Here is a 17,488-nt window from a genome sequence, read left to right on the forward strand (position 1 = left end):
GTCCCCCACGAGAAGTGCGCCTTGCGTTCTCTTCCTCTGCCGCTCGCTCTCACCGCGCGCCTGCTGCCGGTCGCCGTGCTCGCCTCGGCCGGCTGGGCTCTGACGTCCGGTCCGCTCGCCGCGACCCCCACCGCCGAGCACAAACCGACGCCGAAGACGACCGATACGGCATCCGCACCCTCGACGTCCGCGGCCACCAAGACGTACACCGCATCGCCCGCGCCCTGCGAGGGCGTCACGGAGACGACGGTCAAGTCCCTGGTCCCTGGCGCCAAGACGGCCGGGCAGGAGATCGCTTCGACCGACAAGTCGGTGCGCCGCACCTGCTCCTGGAACGCGTTGAAGGGGTTCGACTACCGCTGGCTCGACGTCTCGTACGAGATCAAGGAGACGGACGAAGCAGCACAGAAGTCCTACGAGGGGCGCGTGGCGGACAAGAGCGGCGGCGGGGCGGTCCCCGGGCTCGGCGACACCGCATACTCCGTCGTGAACCTCACCACCGAGGACAAGCAGCAGACGCGTGAGGGAGTGGTGCTGGCCCGCGTGTCCAACGCGCTGGTCGTCATCACGTACAACGGCAGTGACTTCGAGACGAAGAAGGCGCCGAGTACGGACGAGATCAACAAGGGCGCCATCAAAGCCGCCAAGGACGCGGTGGCAGTATTGGAGAAGAGCGGGCAATAGTCCGGAGGAGCCGGAACAGGATCTGAAGACCGGGACAGGCCTCGAAGAACCGGCACAAGCCCGGCAGAACGCGGTAGAGCCGACCCGGACAATGCGGTCGGCCCTACCCAGGGGCACCTAAGTCGGGCACGTCAGACAGTGACCTTCTCCTTGCCTCGCAGCAGCATCAGCACCACGTACAGAACCATCGACGTTCCGAGTCCGACCGCCCACCCGTAGTCGGCCAGCGACTCCAGCGCCGGGATGGGCCGGCCGTCGATCAGCGGATGGAAGTCGGCGCCGCCGATGGCCAGGACGCCGCCGGTGGCGAAGGCGACTACGGCCCGCCAGTTCCAGCCTCCGTCGTACCAGTAGCGGCCGCCCGTGCGGTACAGGTCGGCGAGGTCCAGCTTGGTGCGGCGCAGGATCCAGTAGTCGGCGATGAGGATGCCCGCGACCGTGCCGAGCAGACCGCCGACCAGACCGAGCCAGGTGAAGATGTAGCCCTGCGGGTCGGAGTACAGCTTCCAGGGGAAGATCAGCACGCCGAGGACGCAAGTGGCGAGAGCACCGGTGCGGAAATTGATCTTCCGTGGCGCGATGTTGGAGAAGTCGAACGCCGGCGAGACCAGGTTGGCCGCGATGTTCACGGACAGGGTCGCGACCAGCACGGTGACCAGGGCGAACAGGATGCCGGCGACGTTGTCCGTCTTGGCCGCCAGCTGGACCGGGTCCCAGACCGCCTTGCCGTACACGGCCTGCGAACCCGAGGTGACCATGACCGACAGGAAGGCGAAGAGCGTCATCGTGGTCGGCAGACCGAGCGCCTGACCCCAGGTCTGCGCCTTCTGGCTCTTGCCGTACCGAGTGAAGTCCGGGATGTTCAGCGACAGCGTGGACCAGAAGCCGATCATGCCCATGAGCGAGGGCCAGAACAGCTTCCAGAAGTCGCCGCCCCAGCCCAGCTTGGAGGGCTGGTCGAGCAGCGGGCCGAAGCCGCCCGCCTTGCTGCTCATCCACCACAGCATCACGCCGGCGCCGATGAGCACGAAGGGCGCCGCCCAGTTCTCGAAGCGGCGGATCGTCTCCATGCCCCGGTAGATGATGGCGACCTGGAGCACCCAGAAGATCGCGAACGACAGCCACATGGTCCAGGCGTAGCCCCCGACCTCGGCGGCGTTCTTCCAGCCGTCGCCGAAGAGCTTCCCGGCGAGGAAGTAGATCGCCTCGCCGCCGATCCAGGTCTGGATGCCGAACCAGCCGCAGGCCACCAACGCCCGTACGACAGCGGGCAGGTTCGCGCCGCGGACGCCGAAGGAGGCGCGCGCGAAGACCGGGAAGGGTATGCCGTACTTGGGCCCGGCGTGCCCGGTGAGCAGCATCGGGACGAGCACGATCAGGTTGGCCAGTGCGATGGTGAAGACGGCCTGCTTCCAGTCCATGCCGACGGCTATCAGACCGGAGGCCAGCGTCCAGGAAGCGGTGTTGTGGGCCATGCCGACCCACAGCGCCGAGAAGTTGTACGTGGTCCAGGTGCGCCTCTCGACCGGGACCGGCAGCAGGTCCTCATTGGCGTAGGGGCCGGTCGGCGCCGGGGCGTCGGGCGCGATTTCCACCCGGCCGTCGGGGAGCGTGACTTGAGCGGCGGGCGGGCTGTCCGGAGGGACGGTCTCGGTCATGGGCAGGCCAATCAGATGAGGAGTGGGACGGGAAAGGCCGTGCGGGTGACGCCGTGGGGGGTGTGCGGGTGCGGCCGATCCCCTTCCCGGGACGGCGGGAAGGGGACGATTCGGGGAGGGAGCGGGTGCCGCGGTAGGGCTGTCGTACGCGGTCAGCCGTTGATCGCCGGGATGACCTTCGCCCCGTACGCGTCGATGGTGGCCTCCTGCGCGTCGTGCATGTCGTAGACCGCGAACTGGTCGACGCCGAGCTCACGCAGTGCGTTGAGCTTCTCGATGTGCTTCTCGGCCGGGCCGATGAGGCAGAACCGGTCGACGATCTCGTCGGGCACGAAGGCGGTGTCGGGGTTGTCGGCGCGCCCGTGGTGGGAGTAGTCGTAGCCCTCGCGGGCCTTGATGTAGTCGGTGAGCTCGTCGGGTACGGCGGCCGAGTGCTCGCCGTACTTGGCGACGAGGTCGGCGACGTGGTTGCCGACCATGCCGCCGAACCAGCGGCACTGCTCGCGCGCGTGGGCGAGCGCCTCCGGCGAGTCGTCCGCGGTGATGTACGCGGGCGCGGCGACGCAGATCTTGACGTCGGAGGGGTCACGCCCGGCCTCGGCGGCAGCGTTCTTCACCGCCTTGACCATGTACTCGGTCAGATACAGATCCGCGAGCTGCAGGATGAAGCCGTCTGCTTCCTCACCGGTCATTTTCAGCGCCTTCGGACCGTACGCGGCCATCCAGACCGGGAGTTGGGCGCCGGGCCGGACCCAGGGGAACTTGACGACGGTGCCGCCGAGGTCGGCCTCGTCGCCCCGGCCCAGCGCCCGGATCACCTTCATCGCCTCGCTGATCCGGGCGAGGGTGTTGGGCTTGCGGCCGGCGACGCGCATGGCCGAGTCGCCGCGGCCGATGCCGCACACCGTGCGGTTGCCGTACATGTCGTTGAGCGTCGCGAAGGTGGAGGCGGTGACCTCCCAGGTGCGGGTGCCCGGGTTGGTGACCATCGGCCCCACCGTCAACTTCTCTGTGTTCGCAAGGATCTGACTGTAGATCACAAAGGGTTCCTGCCACAGCACGGCGGAGTCGAAGGTCCAGCCGTAGGTGAAGCCGTTGCCCTCGGCCCGCTTCATCAGGTCGATGACGCGGGAGGCAGGGGGGTCGGTCTGCAGCACGAGTCCGAAGTCCATGGCGCCACTCCTAGTCGCTCAGAGAAGGTACTGACAGGTGGAGCGGGGGGTGTAGACGCCGTGGCCCGCGCGTCCGGTGAACTCCCGCTCGGTGATGACCAGTTCGCCGCGCGACAGCACGGACTCGACACGGCCGGTGACGCGCTTGCCCTCGTACGCCGAGTAGTCGACGTTCATGTGGTGCGTCTCGACCGACATGACCTGTTCCGCGTGCGGGTCGTAGATGACGACGTCGGCGTCGGCGCCCGGCGCGATGGTGCCCTTCTTCGGGTACAGACCGAACATTCGGGCCGGGGTGGCGCAGGCGATCTCGATCCAGCGGCGGCGCGAGATGTGCCCGTCGACGACGGCCTGATGGAGCAGGTCCATGCGGTTCTCGACGCCAGGAAGGCCGTTGGGGATCTTCGAGAAGTCCCCGCGGCCGAGTTCCTTCTGGCCGACGAAGCAGAACGGGCAGTGGTCGGTGGAGACGACCTGGAGGTCGTTGGTACGCAGGCCGCGCCACAGGGCGGCCTGGTGCTCCTTGGGCCGAAGGGGCGTACTGCACACGTACTTCGATCCCTCGAAGTCCGGTTCCGCGAGATTGTCGGTGGACAGGAACAGATACTGCGGGCAGGTCTCGCCGAAGACGTTCAGGCCCTCGTCGCGCGCCCGTGCCAGCTCGGCGACCGCCTCCTGCGCCGAGACGTGCACGACGTACAGCGGGGCGCCCGCGACCTGAGCGAGCTTGATGGCGCGGTGGGTGGCCTCGGCTTCGAGCAGCGCCTTGCGGACCTCCCCGTGATAGCGGGGATCGGTCTCTCCACGGGCGAGCGCCTGCTCGACCAGCACGTCGATCGCGATGCCGTTCTCGGCGTGCATCATGATCAGACCGCCGTTCTCGGCGGAGCGCTGCATGGCGCGCAGGATCTGGCCGTCGTCGCTGTAGAAGACGCCGGGGTAGGCCATGAACTGCTTGAAGGAGGTGACGCCCTCCTCGACCAGCAGGTCCATCTCCTTGAGCGTCTCCTGGTTCACGTCGGAGACGATCATGTGGAAGGCGTAGTCGATGGCGCACTTGCCGTCGGCCTTGGCATTCCAGGCGTCGAGGCCCTCGCGCAGCGAGTGGCCGACGCTCTGCACCGCGAAGTCGACGATGGTGGTGGTGCCGCCCCAGGCCGCGGCCCGGGTGCCCGTCTCGAAGGTGTCGGAGGCGAAGGTGCCGCCGAACGGCAGTTCCATATGAGTGTGGGCGTCGACGCCGCCCGGGATGACGTACTTGCCGGTGGCGTCGATGGCCCGCTCGGCCGTCCACGACTCGGCTGCCGGGGTGCCGGTCGCGGCGAGAGCCACGATCCGACCGTCCTCGATCAGGACGTCGGCGTGGATCTCGTCGGACGCGGTGATGACGAGGCCACCACGGATGACGGTACGGCTCATGCTCCCTCTCCTTCCGGTCGTGCGTGCACTGAGGGAATCCCGCTCCTGTTGAAAACTGAGGTCAACGCTGTTTCTTTACAAGGAAGACGGTGCCGCGGGCCCGGTCCCCGTGACCGGGCCCGTGGACGGCGCGGGACGACGGTCAGGGAGCGGTCAGCGGCTCGTACGCGTCGGGACGGCGGTCCCGGTAGAACTGCCAGCGGTCGCGCACCTCTCGCAGCTTGGCCATGTCGAGATCGCGGACGACGAGCTCGGTCTCCTTGTCGCCGGCCACCTCCCCGACGAACTGGGCTTCCGGGTCGACGAAGTACGACGTCCCGTAGAAGTCGTTGGAGCCGAGCTCCTCCACGCCCACCCGGTTGATCGCGCCCACGAAGTACTCGTTGGCGACGGCCGCCGCCGGCTGCTCCAGCTGCCAGAGGTAGGCGGACAGACCGCGCGAGGTGGCCGACGGGTTGAAGACGATCTCGGCACCCGCGAGACCCAGCGCACGCCAGCCCTCCGGGAAGTGGCGGTCGTAGCAGATGTAGACGCCGATCTTCCCGGCAGCGGTGTCGAAGACCGGCCAGTCGGCGTTGCCCGGACGGAAGTAGAACTTCTCCCAGAAGCCCTCGACCTGCGGGATGTGATGCTTGCGGTACTTGCCGAGGTACGAGCCGTCCGCGTCGATCACGGCAGCCGTGTTGTAGAGGACGCCGGGCTGCTCCTCCTCGTACATCGGCAGGATCAGGACGATGCCCAACTCCCTGGCGAGCGCCTGGAATCGCTGGACGATCGGGCCTTCGGGGATCTGCTCGGCGTACTCGTAGAACGCCTTGTCCTGGACCTGGCAGAAGTAGGGCCCGTAGAACAGCTCCTGGAAGCACAGGACCTGGGCGCCCTGCGCGGCCGCGTCGCGGGCCGCCTGCTCGTGGACCTGGATCATCGATTCCTTGTCGCCGGTCCATGCGGTCTGGAAGACGGCGGCGCGGATCACTCTGCTCATCGGGACCTCCGGTCGCTCGGTGTGCTGGGGCGGGCGCCGGAAGTGGCCCGGCAGACGGCACTTCCGGTGCCCGCCCCAGGAGCCTAGAAAGGCCGGAGGGTGGCTTTGAGTTGCACGGTGTCACGTCTGCGGACGCGTGGCGTTCCACGGTGTCACCCCTGCGTCGACCCATGTTTCACCACCGCTTTCCCGCGTCGTCCCACGTTTCATCTCTGTTGCGCGTCGTGTGCGAGCAGCGCGATGTGCACGGATGCCGCCTGCTCGAAGTCGTCGAGGTCGACGCCGAGACGGGCCTCTATGACCTCCAGACGCCGGTACAGGGCGGGCCTGCTGACATGGTGGAGTTGCGCGGTGCGCGACTTGTTGCGGCCGGTGGCGAGATATGTCCGCAGTACGGGAAGCAGCTCCGCCTCGGCGTCGGCACCGCACAACAGACCGTCCAACTCCCTCTCGGCGAAGGACTGGACGTGCGGATCGTCCCGCAACAGCCGCACCAGACCGCGCAGATGCACGTCCCGCAGGCGTATGAGCACCGGCTGATCCTGGTCCGCGGGTGCGTCGGCGGCAGCCTCGGCGACGTGCAGGGCCTCGCGCAGGCCGCCGGGGACGTCCTCCCAGACGGTACGGGGAGAGGCCGCGGCCACCGCCGTACGGGCGCCGGTCTCATGGCGCAGCCGCACCGCGAAGTGCGTGGCCAGCGCCTCGGCGTCCTGGTCGCGGGCGAGGCTGAGCAGCACGGCGGTAGCCCCGTCGGCCAGCTCGGCGACGAGTCCGGGCAGCCCCAACACACGTAGGACACGATTCAGTTGGGCCGGGTCGCCGTCGCGCACCACCAGCGGCACGAATGCCCGCCGGTTGACGGGCAGCCCGGCCGCGCGCGCCCTCGGCAGCAGCTGCCGGGCCGGTACGACACCGCTCACCAGGTCGGTCAGCAGGCTCTGCGCGGACTCCTCCTCCCAGGTGTGCACGGAGCCGCCGAGCATCCGGTGCAGGACCAGGGACTCGGCGGCCCGGTCGGCGAGCAGCCGCCCGGTCGCGCCGTCGCCGCGGTAACCGCACAGCACGATGCGGCCCCAGCGCTCGCCGCGCCCGCCCAGCTCGGCGCGGATCCAGCCGTCGCCCTCGCTGCCGCCCGCCTGCCGGGCGATGCGCTCCCAGTCGCGCAGCACGTCGTCGACGGCGGACCGCTCCCCCGCCGTGGCGAGGACCCGGTGGGCGAGGTTGGTGACGACGACGGGACAGGCGGCGTGCCCGGCGATCTCGTCGAGCATCCGCTGCAGCGGGGCGCCCGCGGTGATGAGTCCGGTGAGCGCGGTCCGTACCGCCTCGGACAGACTCACGGCCGCGAACTTGCTTCTGACCAGCCGGGATTGGACCTCCTCCGTCAACTCGGCGAAGGGGAAGGGCCGGTGGAGCACCACCATGGGCAGCCCGCAGCGCTCGGCCGCCCGGCGCATCACGTCCGGCGGCGCCGGAAAGGCGCGGCCGAGTCCGAGGACGACGGCCGCGGCCTCCGCGCGGTGCAGCGAGCGGATGTACTCGGCCTGAGCGTCGGGATCGCCGGCGAGCAACACCCCGGTGGTGAGCACCATTTCGCCGCCGCTGAGCATCACGCCCACATCGGCGGCCTCGGCGACGTGCACCCAGCGCACGGGCCGGTCGAGATGGCCCGCGCCGGCCACCACCTCGGGCTCTCCGGCGAGCACCCGGTCCAGGGTGAGGACCTGGCGTACCGACAGGGCGGGTTCCAGGGCGGTGGTCATGGCGACGTTCCCTTGCTCAGGTTCTCTTACCGGGTACACCTCAGCGCGCGCTCGAGAATCGCCGCGCCCTCCTCCGCCTCCGCCACGGTGAGGGACAGCGGCGGTGCGATGCGCAGCACGCTGGTGTTGTGACCGCCGCCCTTGCCGATCAACAGGCCTTCTTCGCGGGCCGCTTCCTGCACGGCCGTGGCACCCTCCGGGTTCGCCTCGTCGGTGCCGGGCTTGACCAGCTCGACGCCGATCATCAAGCCGCGCCCGCGCACCTCCCGGACGCCGTCCAGCTGCGCGGCGATCGCCCTCAGCCGCTCGATGAGCAGACCGCCGACGCGCCGGGCGTTGCCCTGCAGGTCGTGCTCGAGGAGGTAGGTGAGGTTCGCGAGCCCCGCCGCCATCGTGACCGGCGAGCCGCCGAAGGTGGAGATGGAGTTGGAGTCGAGACAGTTCATGATCTCGGCGCGGGCCACGACGCCGCCGATGGACATGCCGTTGCCGATCCCCTTGGCGAAGGTCAGCATGTCCGGCGGGCCCGCCGCGGCGTGCGCCTGCCAGCCCCAGAAGTGCTCGCCGGTGCGGCCCCAGCCGGTCTGCACCTCGTCGGCGATCCAGAGGATGCCGCGCTCGTCCAGGACCTCGCGGAAGGCCGCGTACAGGCCGTCGGGCGGCGTGGTGAAGCCGCCGACACCCTGGATGGGTTCGGCGATCAGGGCCGCGGGCGGACGGATGTGGCCGAGCAGGTCCTTCAGGTCGTCCACGCAGGCCGCGATGAAGTCGGCGTCGCCGAGACCGGCGTACGGGCCGCGGGTGCGGACGCCACCGTGGACGTACAGCGTCTGGAGCGGCGAGAGGGAGGTCGGCGACCAGCCCTTGTTGCCGGTGATGCCGACCGCGCTGAACGAGCGGCCGTGGTAGCTGTTGCGCATCGCCAGGATCTGGTTGCTCTGCCGGTAGGCGGTGGCGAGCAGCAGGGCCGTGTCGTTGGCCTCGGTGCCGGAGGTGGTGAAGAAGACGCGGGCGTCCGGGATGCCGGAGAGCTGGGCGATCCGCTCGGCGAGGTCGACCATCGGCCGGTTGAGGTAGAGCGTCGAGGAGTGGATGATCCGCCCGGCCTGCTCACTGACGGCCTTTGTCACCTCGGGCAGCGCGTGCGCGGTCATCGTCGTGAGGATGCCGCCGAAGAAGTCGAGGTACCTGTTGCCCTTGGCGTCCCAGACGTGCCGGCCCTCGCCATGGGTGATCTCGATCGGGTCCTCGTAGTAGAGGGCGAGCCAGTCGGGCAGGACGGCCTTGTGGCGTGCGTACAGGTCGGTCACGGCTGCACCAGCCCTTCGTAGGCGTCGGGTCGGCGGTCGCGGTAGAACGCCCACTGCTGCCGGACTTCCTCGATCAGGCCGAAGTCGAGGTCGCGGACGACGAGTTCCTCGGCCTTGTCACTCGCCGTCTCCCCCACGAACTGTCCGCGCGGGTCGACGAAGTAGGACGTCCCGTAGAAGTCGTTGTCTCCGTACTCCTCCTCGCCCACCCGGTTGATCGCCGCGATGAAGTACTCGTTGGCGACGGCCGCGGCGGGCTGCTCCAACTGCCAGAGGTAGGCGGACAGCCCGCGGGAGGTGGCGGACGGGTTGTAGACGAGCTGGGCGCCGTTCAGGCCGAGCTGTCGCCAGCCCTCCGGGAAGTGGCGGTCGTAGCAGATGTACACGCCGATCCTGCCGACCGCGGTGTCGAAGACGGGCCAGCCGAGGTTCCCCGGTTTGAAGTAGTACTTCTCCCAGAAGCCCTTCACCTGGGGGATGTGATGCTTGCGGTACTTGCCGAGGTACGTGCCGTCGGCGTCGATCACGGCCGCGGTGTTGAAGTAGAAGCCGGACTGCTCCACCTCGAAGACGGGCACGACGATGACCATGCCGGTCTCGCGGGCGAGTTCCCGCATCCGGGTGACGGTGGGCCCGTCGGGCACGGCCTCCGCCCAGCGGTAGTGCTCGGGCTCCTGGACCTGGCAGAAATAGGGAGCGTTGAAGACTTCCTGGAATCCGATGACCTTGGCGCCCTGCCGGGCCGCCTCGCGGGCGTGTTCCTCGTGCTTGGCGACCATGGATGCGGTGTCGCCTGTCCAGGTGGCCTGGACCAGAGCGGCACGTACGACGTTGCCCATGAGCTGCTCCTTCGACGAGACGTCAGAGAGCCTCTACGCACGTAGACAAAGGCTGTAGAGGCTCGAAAGTAAGCCCCCCGAAGAGCCTTGCCAAGACCATCGTCGTTAACCCGCTGAGTCGATCACGTTTCGCACTCCTGTGGGTGAGTGACGGATCCGGTCACGCGGTGAAGCCGGCGACCCGCAGAGCGTGGACGAGGTCCCAGTGGCGTTCGTCCGAGACGCCCTGGGCGGCCTCCAGGAGGAGCGGCACGAGCCGCTGCGGATCCGCTTCCGCGCTGCGGGCCGCTTCCTCCGGGGTGCGCACGCGGACGTACGCGTCGAGCAGTGCGTCGATCTCGCGTCGGCGACCCTCCTCGGCGAGGCTCAGTACGGCGGCCCCGATCTCCGGTGCGGGCCGGGCGACGCCCTGGCGCAGCATCTGCTGCCCGTCGGCCGTCCGGCCCGCCGCTTCGAGCGCGTCCGCGGCGGCGACCAGCCGGTCCGCGGGGAGCGACGCCGCCTCCCACAGCAGGGTGGCCCAGTCCGCGTCCAGGCCCGCGCGGTGCAGCTCCGCGGCGAGCAGCGGGAAGCGGGCGGCGGGCCAGTACGCGGCCTCGACGAGGACGGCGTGCGCCTCGCCGCTCCTGCCCTCGCTCCGCAGCCGTATCAGCGTCCCGACGGTCTCGGCGGTGGCCCGCCGCGCGCCGTCGTCCACCGGCTCCGTGCGCGGCTGCGCGGGCTCCTCGGCCGCTCCCGCGAAACGGGCGCCCCGGGGGGTACGGCCGCCCTGCGCGGCCGGGGCCGGGCTGCGCGGCGCCGCCTCGGGCACGACCATGGGGGCCGCCTCCGGCTCCATCATTCCGGCGAAGCGGGCGCTGCCTCGGGGGCGGCGCTTGGAGCGCTGCTTGGGGGTGACGGGGGTCGACTCCGGGGCCCGGGCCGGGGGCCGTTCGTGGTCACCCTGAGTGTCGGGGGCGTACCCGTCGCGACCTGCGGCCGCCGGACGGTCCGGCCACGCCGGGTCGGCGAAGGGGGAGCGCGCGGCGGGCCGCTCCGGCACCGCCGGGTCCGCGAACGCGGAGTGCGGGCCGGTCTGCTCGGGAATGGTCGAGCGATGGCGGGGTGACGACGGCCCCGGGGCGGCGCCTTCTCCGGCGCCCCGCCGAGCGCTCGGACGACCCACCGGGTGCCCCTCGTCCTCGGGCTCGCGTACCCGGAACACATCCCCGGCGGGCCCGGCCGTGAAGTCCAGTGCGCCCTGCCCGTGGGTGTGCTGGAGGCGGCGGTCGAGGTTCTCCATGCGGTGGTGGAGCTCGGTGCAGCGGGCTGTGGCGCGTTCGTGGTCGTCGTGGGCCCAGGCGAGGTCGAGCCGGATCGACTCGGCCTCCTCCTGGGAGCGGGCCGAGTGGAGCAGCCGGCCCAGCTCGGCCTGGCGCTCGGCGGCGTAGCGCTGTTCGCGGAGCATCACGTCGAGGCGGTCGCCGAGTGCGTCGCGGCCTCCGGGCCGGGCGTCGTACGCGGCGAGCGAGGCGTCGTGCAGGGCGCGGGCCCGCTCGGCCTCCTGTGCGGCGGCCCGGTCGCCGTAGTGCGCGGCGAGGTCCTGGAGGAGCGCCTCCACGACATCCCATGGCGGGACTTCCCAGCCATCCAGGCAGGCCCGCATGCCGTCGGGGTCGCGCTGCCAGAACACTCCGCACCAGCCGCCGCCCTGATCGAGCCGTTCCATCAGCCCGTTCAGATACCTTGCGAACTCCCTCACTTGACCCGGGAGTTGTTCTACAGCCATCACACGACTCCCCGCCCGACTGGAGTGCTTTGCTCCGGTAGAAAACACCAGCCGTGTTACGGGACGGCTACAGGGAGTTTTCGGACCGGACGCAGAGACCTCCGGGATGGATGACACCGGTGTGCGGCCCTCCAGGGACGCAGCTGTCAGGAGACCCTACTCGCCTCCCTTGCCCGATGGCGGGCGACCAGATCGCGTCTCACGCCACGTGCGCCAACGCGCATCGCACCACGAGGTCGTCCATCGACAGCCCGAGCACCCGCGCGAGCGCCGCCACCGTGAAGAAGGCCGGGGTGGGCGCCCGCCCGGTCTCGATCTTGCGCAGCGTCTCGGCGGAGATCCCGGCGACCGCCGCGATCTCCGCCATGCTGCGGTCACCGCGGGCGTCGCGCAGCAACCGGCCGAGCCGCTCGCCGCGTTCGCGCTCTTCGGGGGTCAGGGGGGTGCGTACCATGCCACCATTCTAATACCGGTATAGTAATTGGCATGGTGGAACTGAAGACGGACACATCGATCGACGAGATGTACGCGGCGGGCCAGGTCGTGGGCAGGGCGCTCACGGCCGTGCGGGAAACGGCCGACGTGGGCGTCTCACTCCTGGAGCTGGACGAGGTGGCGCACCAGGTCCTGCGGGACGCGGGAGCCGGCTCCCCCTTCCTCGGCTACCGCCCCTCCTTCGCGCCCACCCCCTTCCCCGCGGTCATCTGCGCCTCCGTGAACAACGCGATCGTGCATGGCATCCCGGACGGCTACCGGCTGCGCGACGGCGACCTGGTCTCCATCGACTTCGGCGCCGAACTGGGCGGCTGGGTGGGCGACTCGGCGATCAGCTTCATCGTCGGAAGGCCGCGCGCCGCCGACGTGCGCCTGATCGAGACCGCGGAACGGGCCCTCGCCGCCGGCATCGAGGCCGCCGTCGTCGGCAACCGCATCGGCGACATCGCGCACGCCATCGGCACGGTGTGCCGCGCGGCGGGGTACGGCATCCCGGACGGCTTCGGCGGCCACGGCGTGGGCCGCCACATGCACGAGGACCCGTCCGTCCCGAACGAGGGCCGCCCCGGCCGCGGCCTCCCCCTCCGCCACGGCATGGTCCTCGCCATCGAGCCCATGCTCATCGGCGGCGGCACCAACGGCTACCACGCGGCCCCCGACGGCTGGACCCTCCGCACGAACGACGGCTCCCGCGCGGCCCACACGGAGCACACAGTGGCGATCACCGAGGCGGGGCCACGCATCCTGACGGCGCGCTGACCGTCCCGATCGGCCGCCAAAAGGTGCTCTCATCCATGCCCGCAAGGATGGCGTACGGCACTGACAATCGAGCGGGCGGCGCTCTGAACTGCCAGAACGCTGCCCGCACGGAAACCGACGGTTACGACGCGGGCCGCACCACCATCGCGGAGCCGCCTCCGCGTCGCACCTTCTCCGCGGCTGCGAGCCACTTGCCGTTCGGGAGGCGTTGGATGCCGGTCGCCGCGCCGATTTCCGGGTTTTGGCGGAAGGCGTGGCCGATGGACTCCAGCTGGGCCTTCAGAGGGCTGTTCCACAGGGCCGGTTCGAGTTCGGTCGTGGTCTGGTTGCGCTGGCTGGCGCGCGGGGCGGCGATCGCGTCCACCAGGGGCAGCCCCCGGTCCAGGAACTCCGTCAGCGTCTGCAGCACGGTCGTGACGATGGTGGCGCCGCCCGGCGAGCCGAGCGCCACCACGGGCCGGTCGGCGCGGTCGAGCACGATCGTCGGCGAGATGGACGAGCGCGGCCGCTTGCCGGGGCCGGGCAGGTTCGGGTCGTGGACGTCCGGGCTCGCGGGCGCGAAGGAGAAGTCCGTCAGCTCGTTGTTGAGGATGAAGCCGCGGCCCGGGACCGTGATGCCGCTGCCGCCGGTCTGCTCGATGGTCAGCGTGTACGCGACGACGTTGCCCCACTTGTCGGCCACCGTCAGGTGCGTGGTGTTCTCGCCCTCGTACGTCGTCGGGGCGGCCGTTCCGGCGGTGGAACAGGCCGCCGGGTCGCTCGGGTCACCCGGCGCCAGCGGGCTCGTCAGCACCGCATCGTCCTTGATCAGGCATTCCCGCGAGTCCGCGTACTTCTGTGAGAGAAGTCCCTTCGTCGGTACGTCCTCGAAGGCCGGGTCGCCCACCCAACGGCCCCGGTCCGCGAACGCGATCCGGCTCGCCTCGATGTAGCGGTGCAGGTACTGCGCCTCGCTCGCCTTCGCAAGGTCGCTCCTCTCAAGGATGTTGAGCGCCTCGCCCACCGTGGTGCCGCCCGAGGAGGAGGGCGCGATCGAGTACACCTTCAGGCCCCGGTACGTGGTCCGGGTCGGCGCCTGCTGCTTCGCCTCATACTCCGCCAGGTCCTCCAGGGACAGCTTGCCCGGGCGGGCGTTGTAGCCCGAACCCGGATCCACCGGCGGCTTGTTCACGGTGTCGACGATCTCCTGGCCGAGGTCGCCGTCGTAGATCGCGTCGACACCCTCCTTGCCCAGCTCCTGGTACGTACGGGCCAGATCGGGATTCTTGAACGTCGAGCCGACGACCGGAAGCGCGCCGCCCGGCAGGAAGAGCTCGGCGGTGTCCGGGAAGTTCTTGAAGCGGGCCTGATTGGACTCGGTCTGCGAGCGGAAGGTCGCGTCGACCGTGAATCCGTCGCGGGCGATGCGCTCGGCGGGCTTCAGCACGCTGCCCAGCCGCTTGCTGCCCCACTCGTCGAGAGCCGTCTGCCAGGTGGCGGGCGTGCCCGGTGTGCCCACGCTCAGCCCGCTGGTGACGGCGTCCGCGAAGGCGAGCGGCTTGCCGTTCTCCAGGAACAACCCGGAGTCGGCCGTCAACGGGGCCGTCTCGCGGCCGTCGATCGTGTGCACCGTGCGGGACTTGGCGTCGTAGTAGACGAAGTAGCCGCCTCCGCCGATGCCGGACGAGTAGGGCTCGGTGACGCCGAGAGCCGCCGCTGTGGCGACCGCCGCGTCCACGGCGTTCCCGCCCTTCTTCAGGACCTCGATCCCGGCCGCGGAGGCGTCCGCGTCAACGCTCGCCACGGCGCCGCCGTAGCCCACGGCGACCGGAACCTTCTCAACCGAAGCGTCGGTGGAAGACGGTGGCGCCGCCGCGCCGACCGACACCACCGCGGCCGAAACCGCCAAGACCGCCAGATTCCGCGCAAGAGGGCGACGCATCCGTACCTCCAGTCAACAGCCGTCCGCGCAGCGTAACTTCACCGCCATGCCCGCGTCAGGACCCCCTCGAACACCGTTCCGCCTTGCCGCTAGCATGCGCGCCCATGACTGACGACGTGCGCAACATCGTCCTCGGCGTGCTGGCGGCCGGCATCAGTGCCGCGCTCGGCTGGCTCGCCCGTACGTATTTGTGGAGGCGCAAGCTCCGCCGCAAGCAGGCGTTCTTCGGGCTGCCGGACAACTCCGAGTCACTGCTCGTCGTCAACCGCGACGCCGGCAGCGCCGACCTCGCTGTGCACCGCTACGACGTGTTCGCACTCCTTGAACTCTCCGCACTCATCAAGGACTGCGGCGCGCACGCCGAGGTGATCACCCAGGACGCGGCCCGGCAGGGCTTCGGAGAGCGGACGGAGTTCTGCGTCGGCGGCCCGGGGTCGAACAGGCGCATGGCTGCCCATATGCACGCCATGCTGCCCGGCGTGCGCGTGAACACCGACGCGGAACCGGGCCCGGAGCGACTGGCGTTCCAGATCGGCAGCGAGCAGTACCGCATGGAGCCCGGCCTGACCGAGTACGTGCTGCTGGCACGGCTCACCGCCGGGCAACCCGGCCTGACTCGGCCCGTCTTCCTCTTCTGCGGCCAGCGCGCGATCACCAACCAGGCGGCGACCCGCTATCTCGCCCGCAACCACGAACGCCTCGCACGCAAGCACGGCGACAAGTCCTTCGTCCTGCTCCTGAAGGTCGTGAACTCCCAGGCGTACGGCCCCGACGTCGTCGAACTCGTCGCGGACGTCACGCGGGCCGCCCAGACCCCGCTGCCCACACCCGCGAACCCGCGCAATTCACACCGGGCGACCTCCTGAAGTCCTCTGCACATGTGATCCGGGAAACTGCGGACAGCCCACTGGAATGAACGGTTCGACTTGCGCACGGAATGAGTACTTCAGCGCGTCACGGCACACCATTCAACGTCTCTTCACTCACGAAATTAACACCTCAACAATCGTTACCCGCACGTAACTTACCGACGGGTTACTTCCGGTAAGCGGCCGAGGTTACCGTCGGGTCACTTTGCGCTGACACGAGTGAGGAGTGACCCGTGGGACACGGTCGCAACGCCCTGCGTACGTCCGCCGTCGGTGCCGTCTCCGCGACGCTGATCGCCACCGCCGGCCTCGGTATGGCCCCCGCCGCCCAAGCCTCCACCGGCGCGACGGGGCTTCGCTTCGTCGACATCTCCGGAGACGGCGGCACGGTCCTCAAGGCCAACGTCGTCACACCCGCGGGCGCCGATGGCACCCGCGACTACCCGCTCATCGTGCTGCCCACGAGCTGGGGCCTGCCTCAGGCCGAGTACCTCGTACAGGCCCAGAAGCTCGCGAACTCCGGCTATGTGGTGGTCAGTTACAACGTCCGGGGCTTCTGGCAGTCCGGCGGCGAGATAGAAGTGGCAGGCCCGCCGGACGTGGCCGACGCGTCCAAGGTGATCGACTGGGCGCTGGCGAACACCCCCTCCGACGCACAGAAGGTCGGCATGGCCGGGATGTCGTACGGCGCCGGCATCAGCCTGCTCGCCGCCGCGCACGACAAGCGGATCAAGGCGGTTGCCGCCCTCAGTGGCTGGGCCGACCTCATCGACTCGATCTACTCCGGCCGCACCCAGCACGCCCAGGCGGCCGCCCTGCTGGACGGTGCCGGAACGATCACCGGCCACCCCAGCGCCGAACTCCAGCAGATCTTCAAGGACTTCTTCGCCTCCGACCTCTCCAAGGAGCAGGAGATCATCGCCTGGGGGAAGAAACGTTCCCCTGAGACCTACATCGACCAGCTCAATGCCAACGGGGCGGCGGTCATGCTGGCCAACGGCTGGGGCGACACGATCTTCCCGCCGAACCAGTACGTGAAGTTCTACGAGGAGTTGACCGGTCCGAAGAGGCTGGAGTACCGGCCCGGCGACCACGCCACGGCCGAGGTGACCGGACTCTTCGGACTCCCCAACGACGTGTGGACGGACACCGGCCGCTGGTTCGACCACTACCTCAAGGGCGAGGACAACGGCATCAATCGCGAGCAGCCGGTCCAGCTCAAGTCCCGTTCCGCGGGCGGCTACGAGGGCTACCCGGACTGGAAGACCGTCGGCCCGACCACGAGGAAGATCGCCCTGTCCGGCACCCAGACCATCCACACGAACGTCGACTCGGGCGCGGACGGCGGGGTCATCTTCCTCTCCAGCATCCTCGACCAGCTCGCCCAGCTGCCCCCGATGGCGTCGATCCCGCTGCTGCCGCGCTACTGGGCGGCCGTGTGGCAGTCGGAGAAGTATCAGAGCGCCCAACAGGTGCGCGGCACCGTCAAGCTGCACACCACGGTCACCGGCACCAAGGAGAGCGGCACCCTCGTCGCCTACCTCTACGACGTGGGCCCGCTCGGCCTCGGCAAGCTGGTCAGCAACGCGCCGTACACCTTCCACGGGCAGACGCCCGGAAAGCCGTTCGGCCTCGACCTGGAGCTGTACTCCACGGCCTACGACGTCCCGGCAGGGCATCGACTCGCTCTGGTCGTCGACACGGTCGACCCGCTCTACATCGAGCACAACCCGTCCGGCGCGCAGCTGACCTTCTCCTCGCCGGAGCACGACCCCTCATATGTGTCGGTGCCCCTGCGCGAGCAGTGATCTCCGGCTGCCGCCGTCCGGGTCTGGCCCTGTGAGCT

The 17,488-nt window shown here is 69.7% G+C and carries 14 protein-coding genes; 4 read left to right on the top strand and 10 right to left on the bottom strand.

Going from position 1 to position 17,488, the window contains the following annotated elements; genetic code table 11:
* Nucleotides 1-21: 21 nt before the first annotated feature.
* Nucleotides 22-684, top strand: a complete 663-nt coding sequence (locus ACIBK0_RS13985; RefSeq protein WP_399079146.1) for a hypothetical protein — start codon at nt 22-24, stop codon at nt 682-684.
* 131 nt (nt 685-815) lie between these two features.
* On the opposite strand, the gene ACIBK0_RS13990 is transcribed toward ACIBK0_RS13985, so the two are convergent.
* From ACIBK0_RS13990 to ACIBK0_RS14030, 9 genes are all read right to left on the bottom strand, one after another.
* Nucleotides 816-2,342 carry an NCS1 family nucleobase:cation symporter-1 gene (locus tag ACIBK0_RS13990; RefSeq protein WP_399079148.1) on the bottom strand — a complete coding sequence of 509 codons (1,527 nt, stop codon included), beginning with the start codon at nt 2,340-2,342 and terminating at the stop codon, nt 816-818.
* A gap of 152 nt (nt 2,343-2,494) precedes the next feature.
* Nucleotides 2,495-3,514: a TIGR03842 family LLM class F420-dependent oxidoreductase gene (locus tag ACIBK0_RS13995; protein WP_399079150.1), complete on the bottom strand. Its 1,020-nt coding sequence runs from the start codon at nt 3,512-3,514 to the stop codon at nt 2,495-2,497.
* An 18-nt stretch (nt 3,515-3,532) separates the two neighbouring features.
* Nucleotides 3,533-4,933, bottom strand: coding sequence for a dihydropyrimidinase (gene hydA / locus ACIBK0_RS14000; protein ID WP_399079152.1), 1,401 nt, complete (start codon nt 4,931-4,933; stop codon nt 3,533-3,535).
* A gap of 142 nt (nt 4,934-5,075) precedes the next feature.
* Complete coding sequence (locus ACIBK0_RS14005; RefSeq protein ID WP_399079154.1) at nt 5,076-5,918, bottom strand: nitrilase-related carbon-nitrogen hydrolase; 843 nt, start codon at nt 5,916-5,918, stop codon at nt 5,076-5,078.
* Nucleotides 5,919-6,124: 206 nt separating this feature from the next.
* Complete coding sequence (locus ACIBK0_RS14010; protein ID WP_399079156.1) at nt 6,125-7,681, bottom strand: PucR family transcriptional regulator; 1,557 nt, start codon at nt 7,679-7,681, stop codon at nt 6,125-6,127.
* A 26-nt stretch (nt 7,682-7,707) separates the two neighbouring features.
* On the bottom strand, nt 7,708-8,991 hold the full coding sequence (locus tag ACIBK0_RS14015) for an aspartate aminotransferase family protein (RefSeq protein WP_399079159.1): 1,284 nt from the start codon (nt 8,989-8,991) through the stop codon (nt 7,708-7,710).
* Nucleotides 8,988-9,830 (bottom strand): nitrilase-related carbon-nitrogen hydrolase, encoded by an 843-nt coding sequence (locus ACIBK0_RS14020; RefSeq protein ID WP_399079161.1) that lies wholly within the window; start codon nt 9,828-9,830, stop codon nt 8,988-8,990. The genes ACIBK0_RS14015 and ACIBK0_RS14020 overlap by 4 nt, the downstream gene beginning before the upstream one ends.
* Nucleotides 9,831-9,990: 160 nt before the next feature.
* A complete protein-coding gene (locus ACIBK0_RS14025) occupies nt 9,991-11,598 on the bottom strand; it encodes a hypothetical protein (protein ID WP_399079164.1) in 1,608 nt (535 codons plus the stop codon).
* A 199-nt stretch (nt 11,599-11,797) separates the two neighbouring features.
* A complete protein-coding gene (locus ACIBK0_RS14030) occupies nt 11,798-12,052 on the bottom strand; it encodes a helix-turn-helix domain-containing protein (RefSeq protein WP_399079167.1) in 255 nt (84 codons plus the stop codon).
* 32 nt (nt 12,053-12,084) lie between these two features.
* Between ACIBK0_RS14030 and map the strand changes: the two genes are divergently transcribed.
* Nucleotides 12,085-12,852: a type I methionyl aminopeptidase gene (gene map, locus ACIBK0_RS14035; protein WP_399079169.1), complete on the top strand. Its 768-nt coding sequence runs from the start codon at nt 12,085-12,087 to the stop codon at nt 12,850-12,852.
* Between the two features lie 121 nt (nt 12,853-12,973).
* Here map and ggt read toward each other — a convergent pair whose 3' ends face one another.
* Nucleotides 12,974-14,773: a gamma-glutamyltransferase gene (ggt, locus tag ACIBK0_RS14040; RefSeq protein ID WP_399079172.1), complete on the bottom strand. Its 1,800-nt coding sequence runs from the start codon at nt 14,771-14,773 to the stop codon at nt 12,974-12,976.
* Between the two features lie 104 nt (nt 14,774-14,877).
* On the opposite strand from ggt, the gene ACIBK0_RS14045 reads away from it, so the two are divergent.
* Nucleotides 14,878-15,639: a hypothetical protein gene (locus ACIBK0_RS14045; protein WP_399079174.1), complete on the top strand. Its 762-nt coding sequence runs from the start codon at nt 14,878-14,880 to the stop codon at nt 15,637-15,639.
* 236 nt (nt 15,640-15,875) lie between these two features.
* On the top strand, nt 15,876-17,450 hold the full coding sequence (locus ACIBK0_RS14050) for an alpha/beta fold hydrolase (protein ID WP_399079176.1): 1,575 nt from the start codon (nt 15,876-15,878) through the stop codon (nt 17,448-17,450).
* The last annotated feature ends 38 nt before the right edge of the window (nt 17,451-17,488 follow it).

It is taken from the genome of Streptomyces sp. NPDC050564, from assembly GCF_044457265.1.
Lineage (GTDB): Bacteria > Actinomycetota > Actinomycetes > Streptomycetales > Streptomycetaceae > Streptomyces.

Bases quoted from the DNA above. Each gene is read 5' to 3' on its own strand.
- ACIBK0_RS13990 (WP_399079148.1), bottom strand. From the start codon at position 2,342: ATGACCGAGACCGTCCCTCCGGACAGCCCGCCCGCCGCTCAAGTCACG.
- ACIBK0_RS13995 (WP_399079150.1), bottom strand. From the start codon at position 3,514: ATGGACTTCGGACTCGTGCTGCAGACCGACCCCCCTGCCTCCCGCGTC.
- hydA (WP_399079152.1), bottom strand. From the start codon at position 4,933: ATGAGCCGTACCGTCATCCGTGGTGGCCTCGTCATCACCGCGTCCGAC.
- ACIBK0_RS14005 (WP_399079154.1), bottom strand. From the start codon at position 5,918: ATGAGCAGAGTGATCCGCGCCGCCGTCTTCCAGACCGCATGGACCGGC.
- ACIBK0_RS14010 (WP_399079156.1), bottom strand. From the start codon at position 7,681: ATGACCACCGCCCTGGAACCCGCCCTGTCGGTACGCCAGGTCCTCACC.
- ACIBK0_RS14020 (WP_399079161.1), bottom strand. From the start codon at position 9,830: ATGGGCAACGTCGTACGTGCCGCTCTGGTCCAGGCCACCTGGACAGGC.
- ACIBK0_RS14025 (WP_399079164.1), bottom strand. From the start codon at position 11,598: ATGGCTGTAGAACAACTCCCGGGTCAAGTGAGGGAGTTCGCAAGGTAT.
- ACIBK0_RS14030 (WP_399079167.1), bottom strand. From the start codon at position 12,052: ATGGTACGCACCCCCCTGACCCCCGAAGAGCGCGAACGCGGCGAGCGG.
- map (WP_399079169.1), top strand. From the start codon at position 12,085: ATGGTGGAACTGAAGACGGACACATCGATCGACGAGATGTACGCGGCG.
- ggt (WP_399079172.1), bottom strand. From the start codon at position 14,773: ATGCGTCGCCCTCTTGCGCGGAATCTGGCGGTCTTGGCGGTTTCGGCC.
- ACIBK0_RS14045 (WP_399079174.1), top strand. From the start codon at position 14,878: ATGACTGACGACGTGCGCAACATCGTCCTCGGCGTGCTGGCGGCCGGC.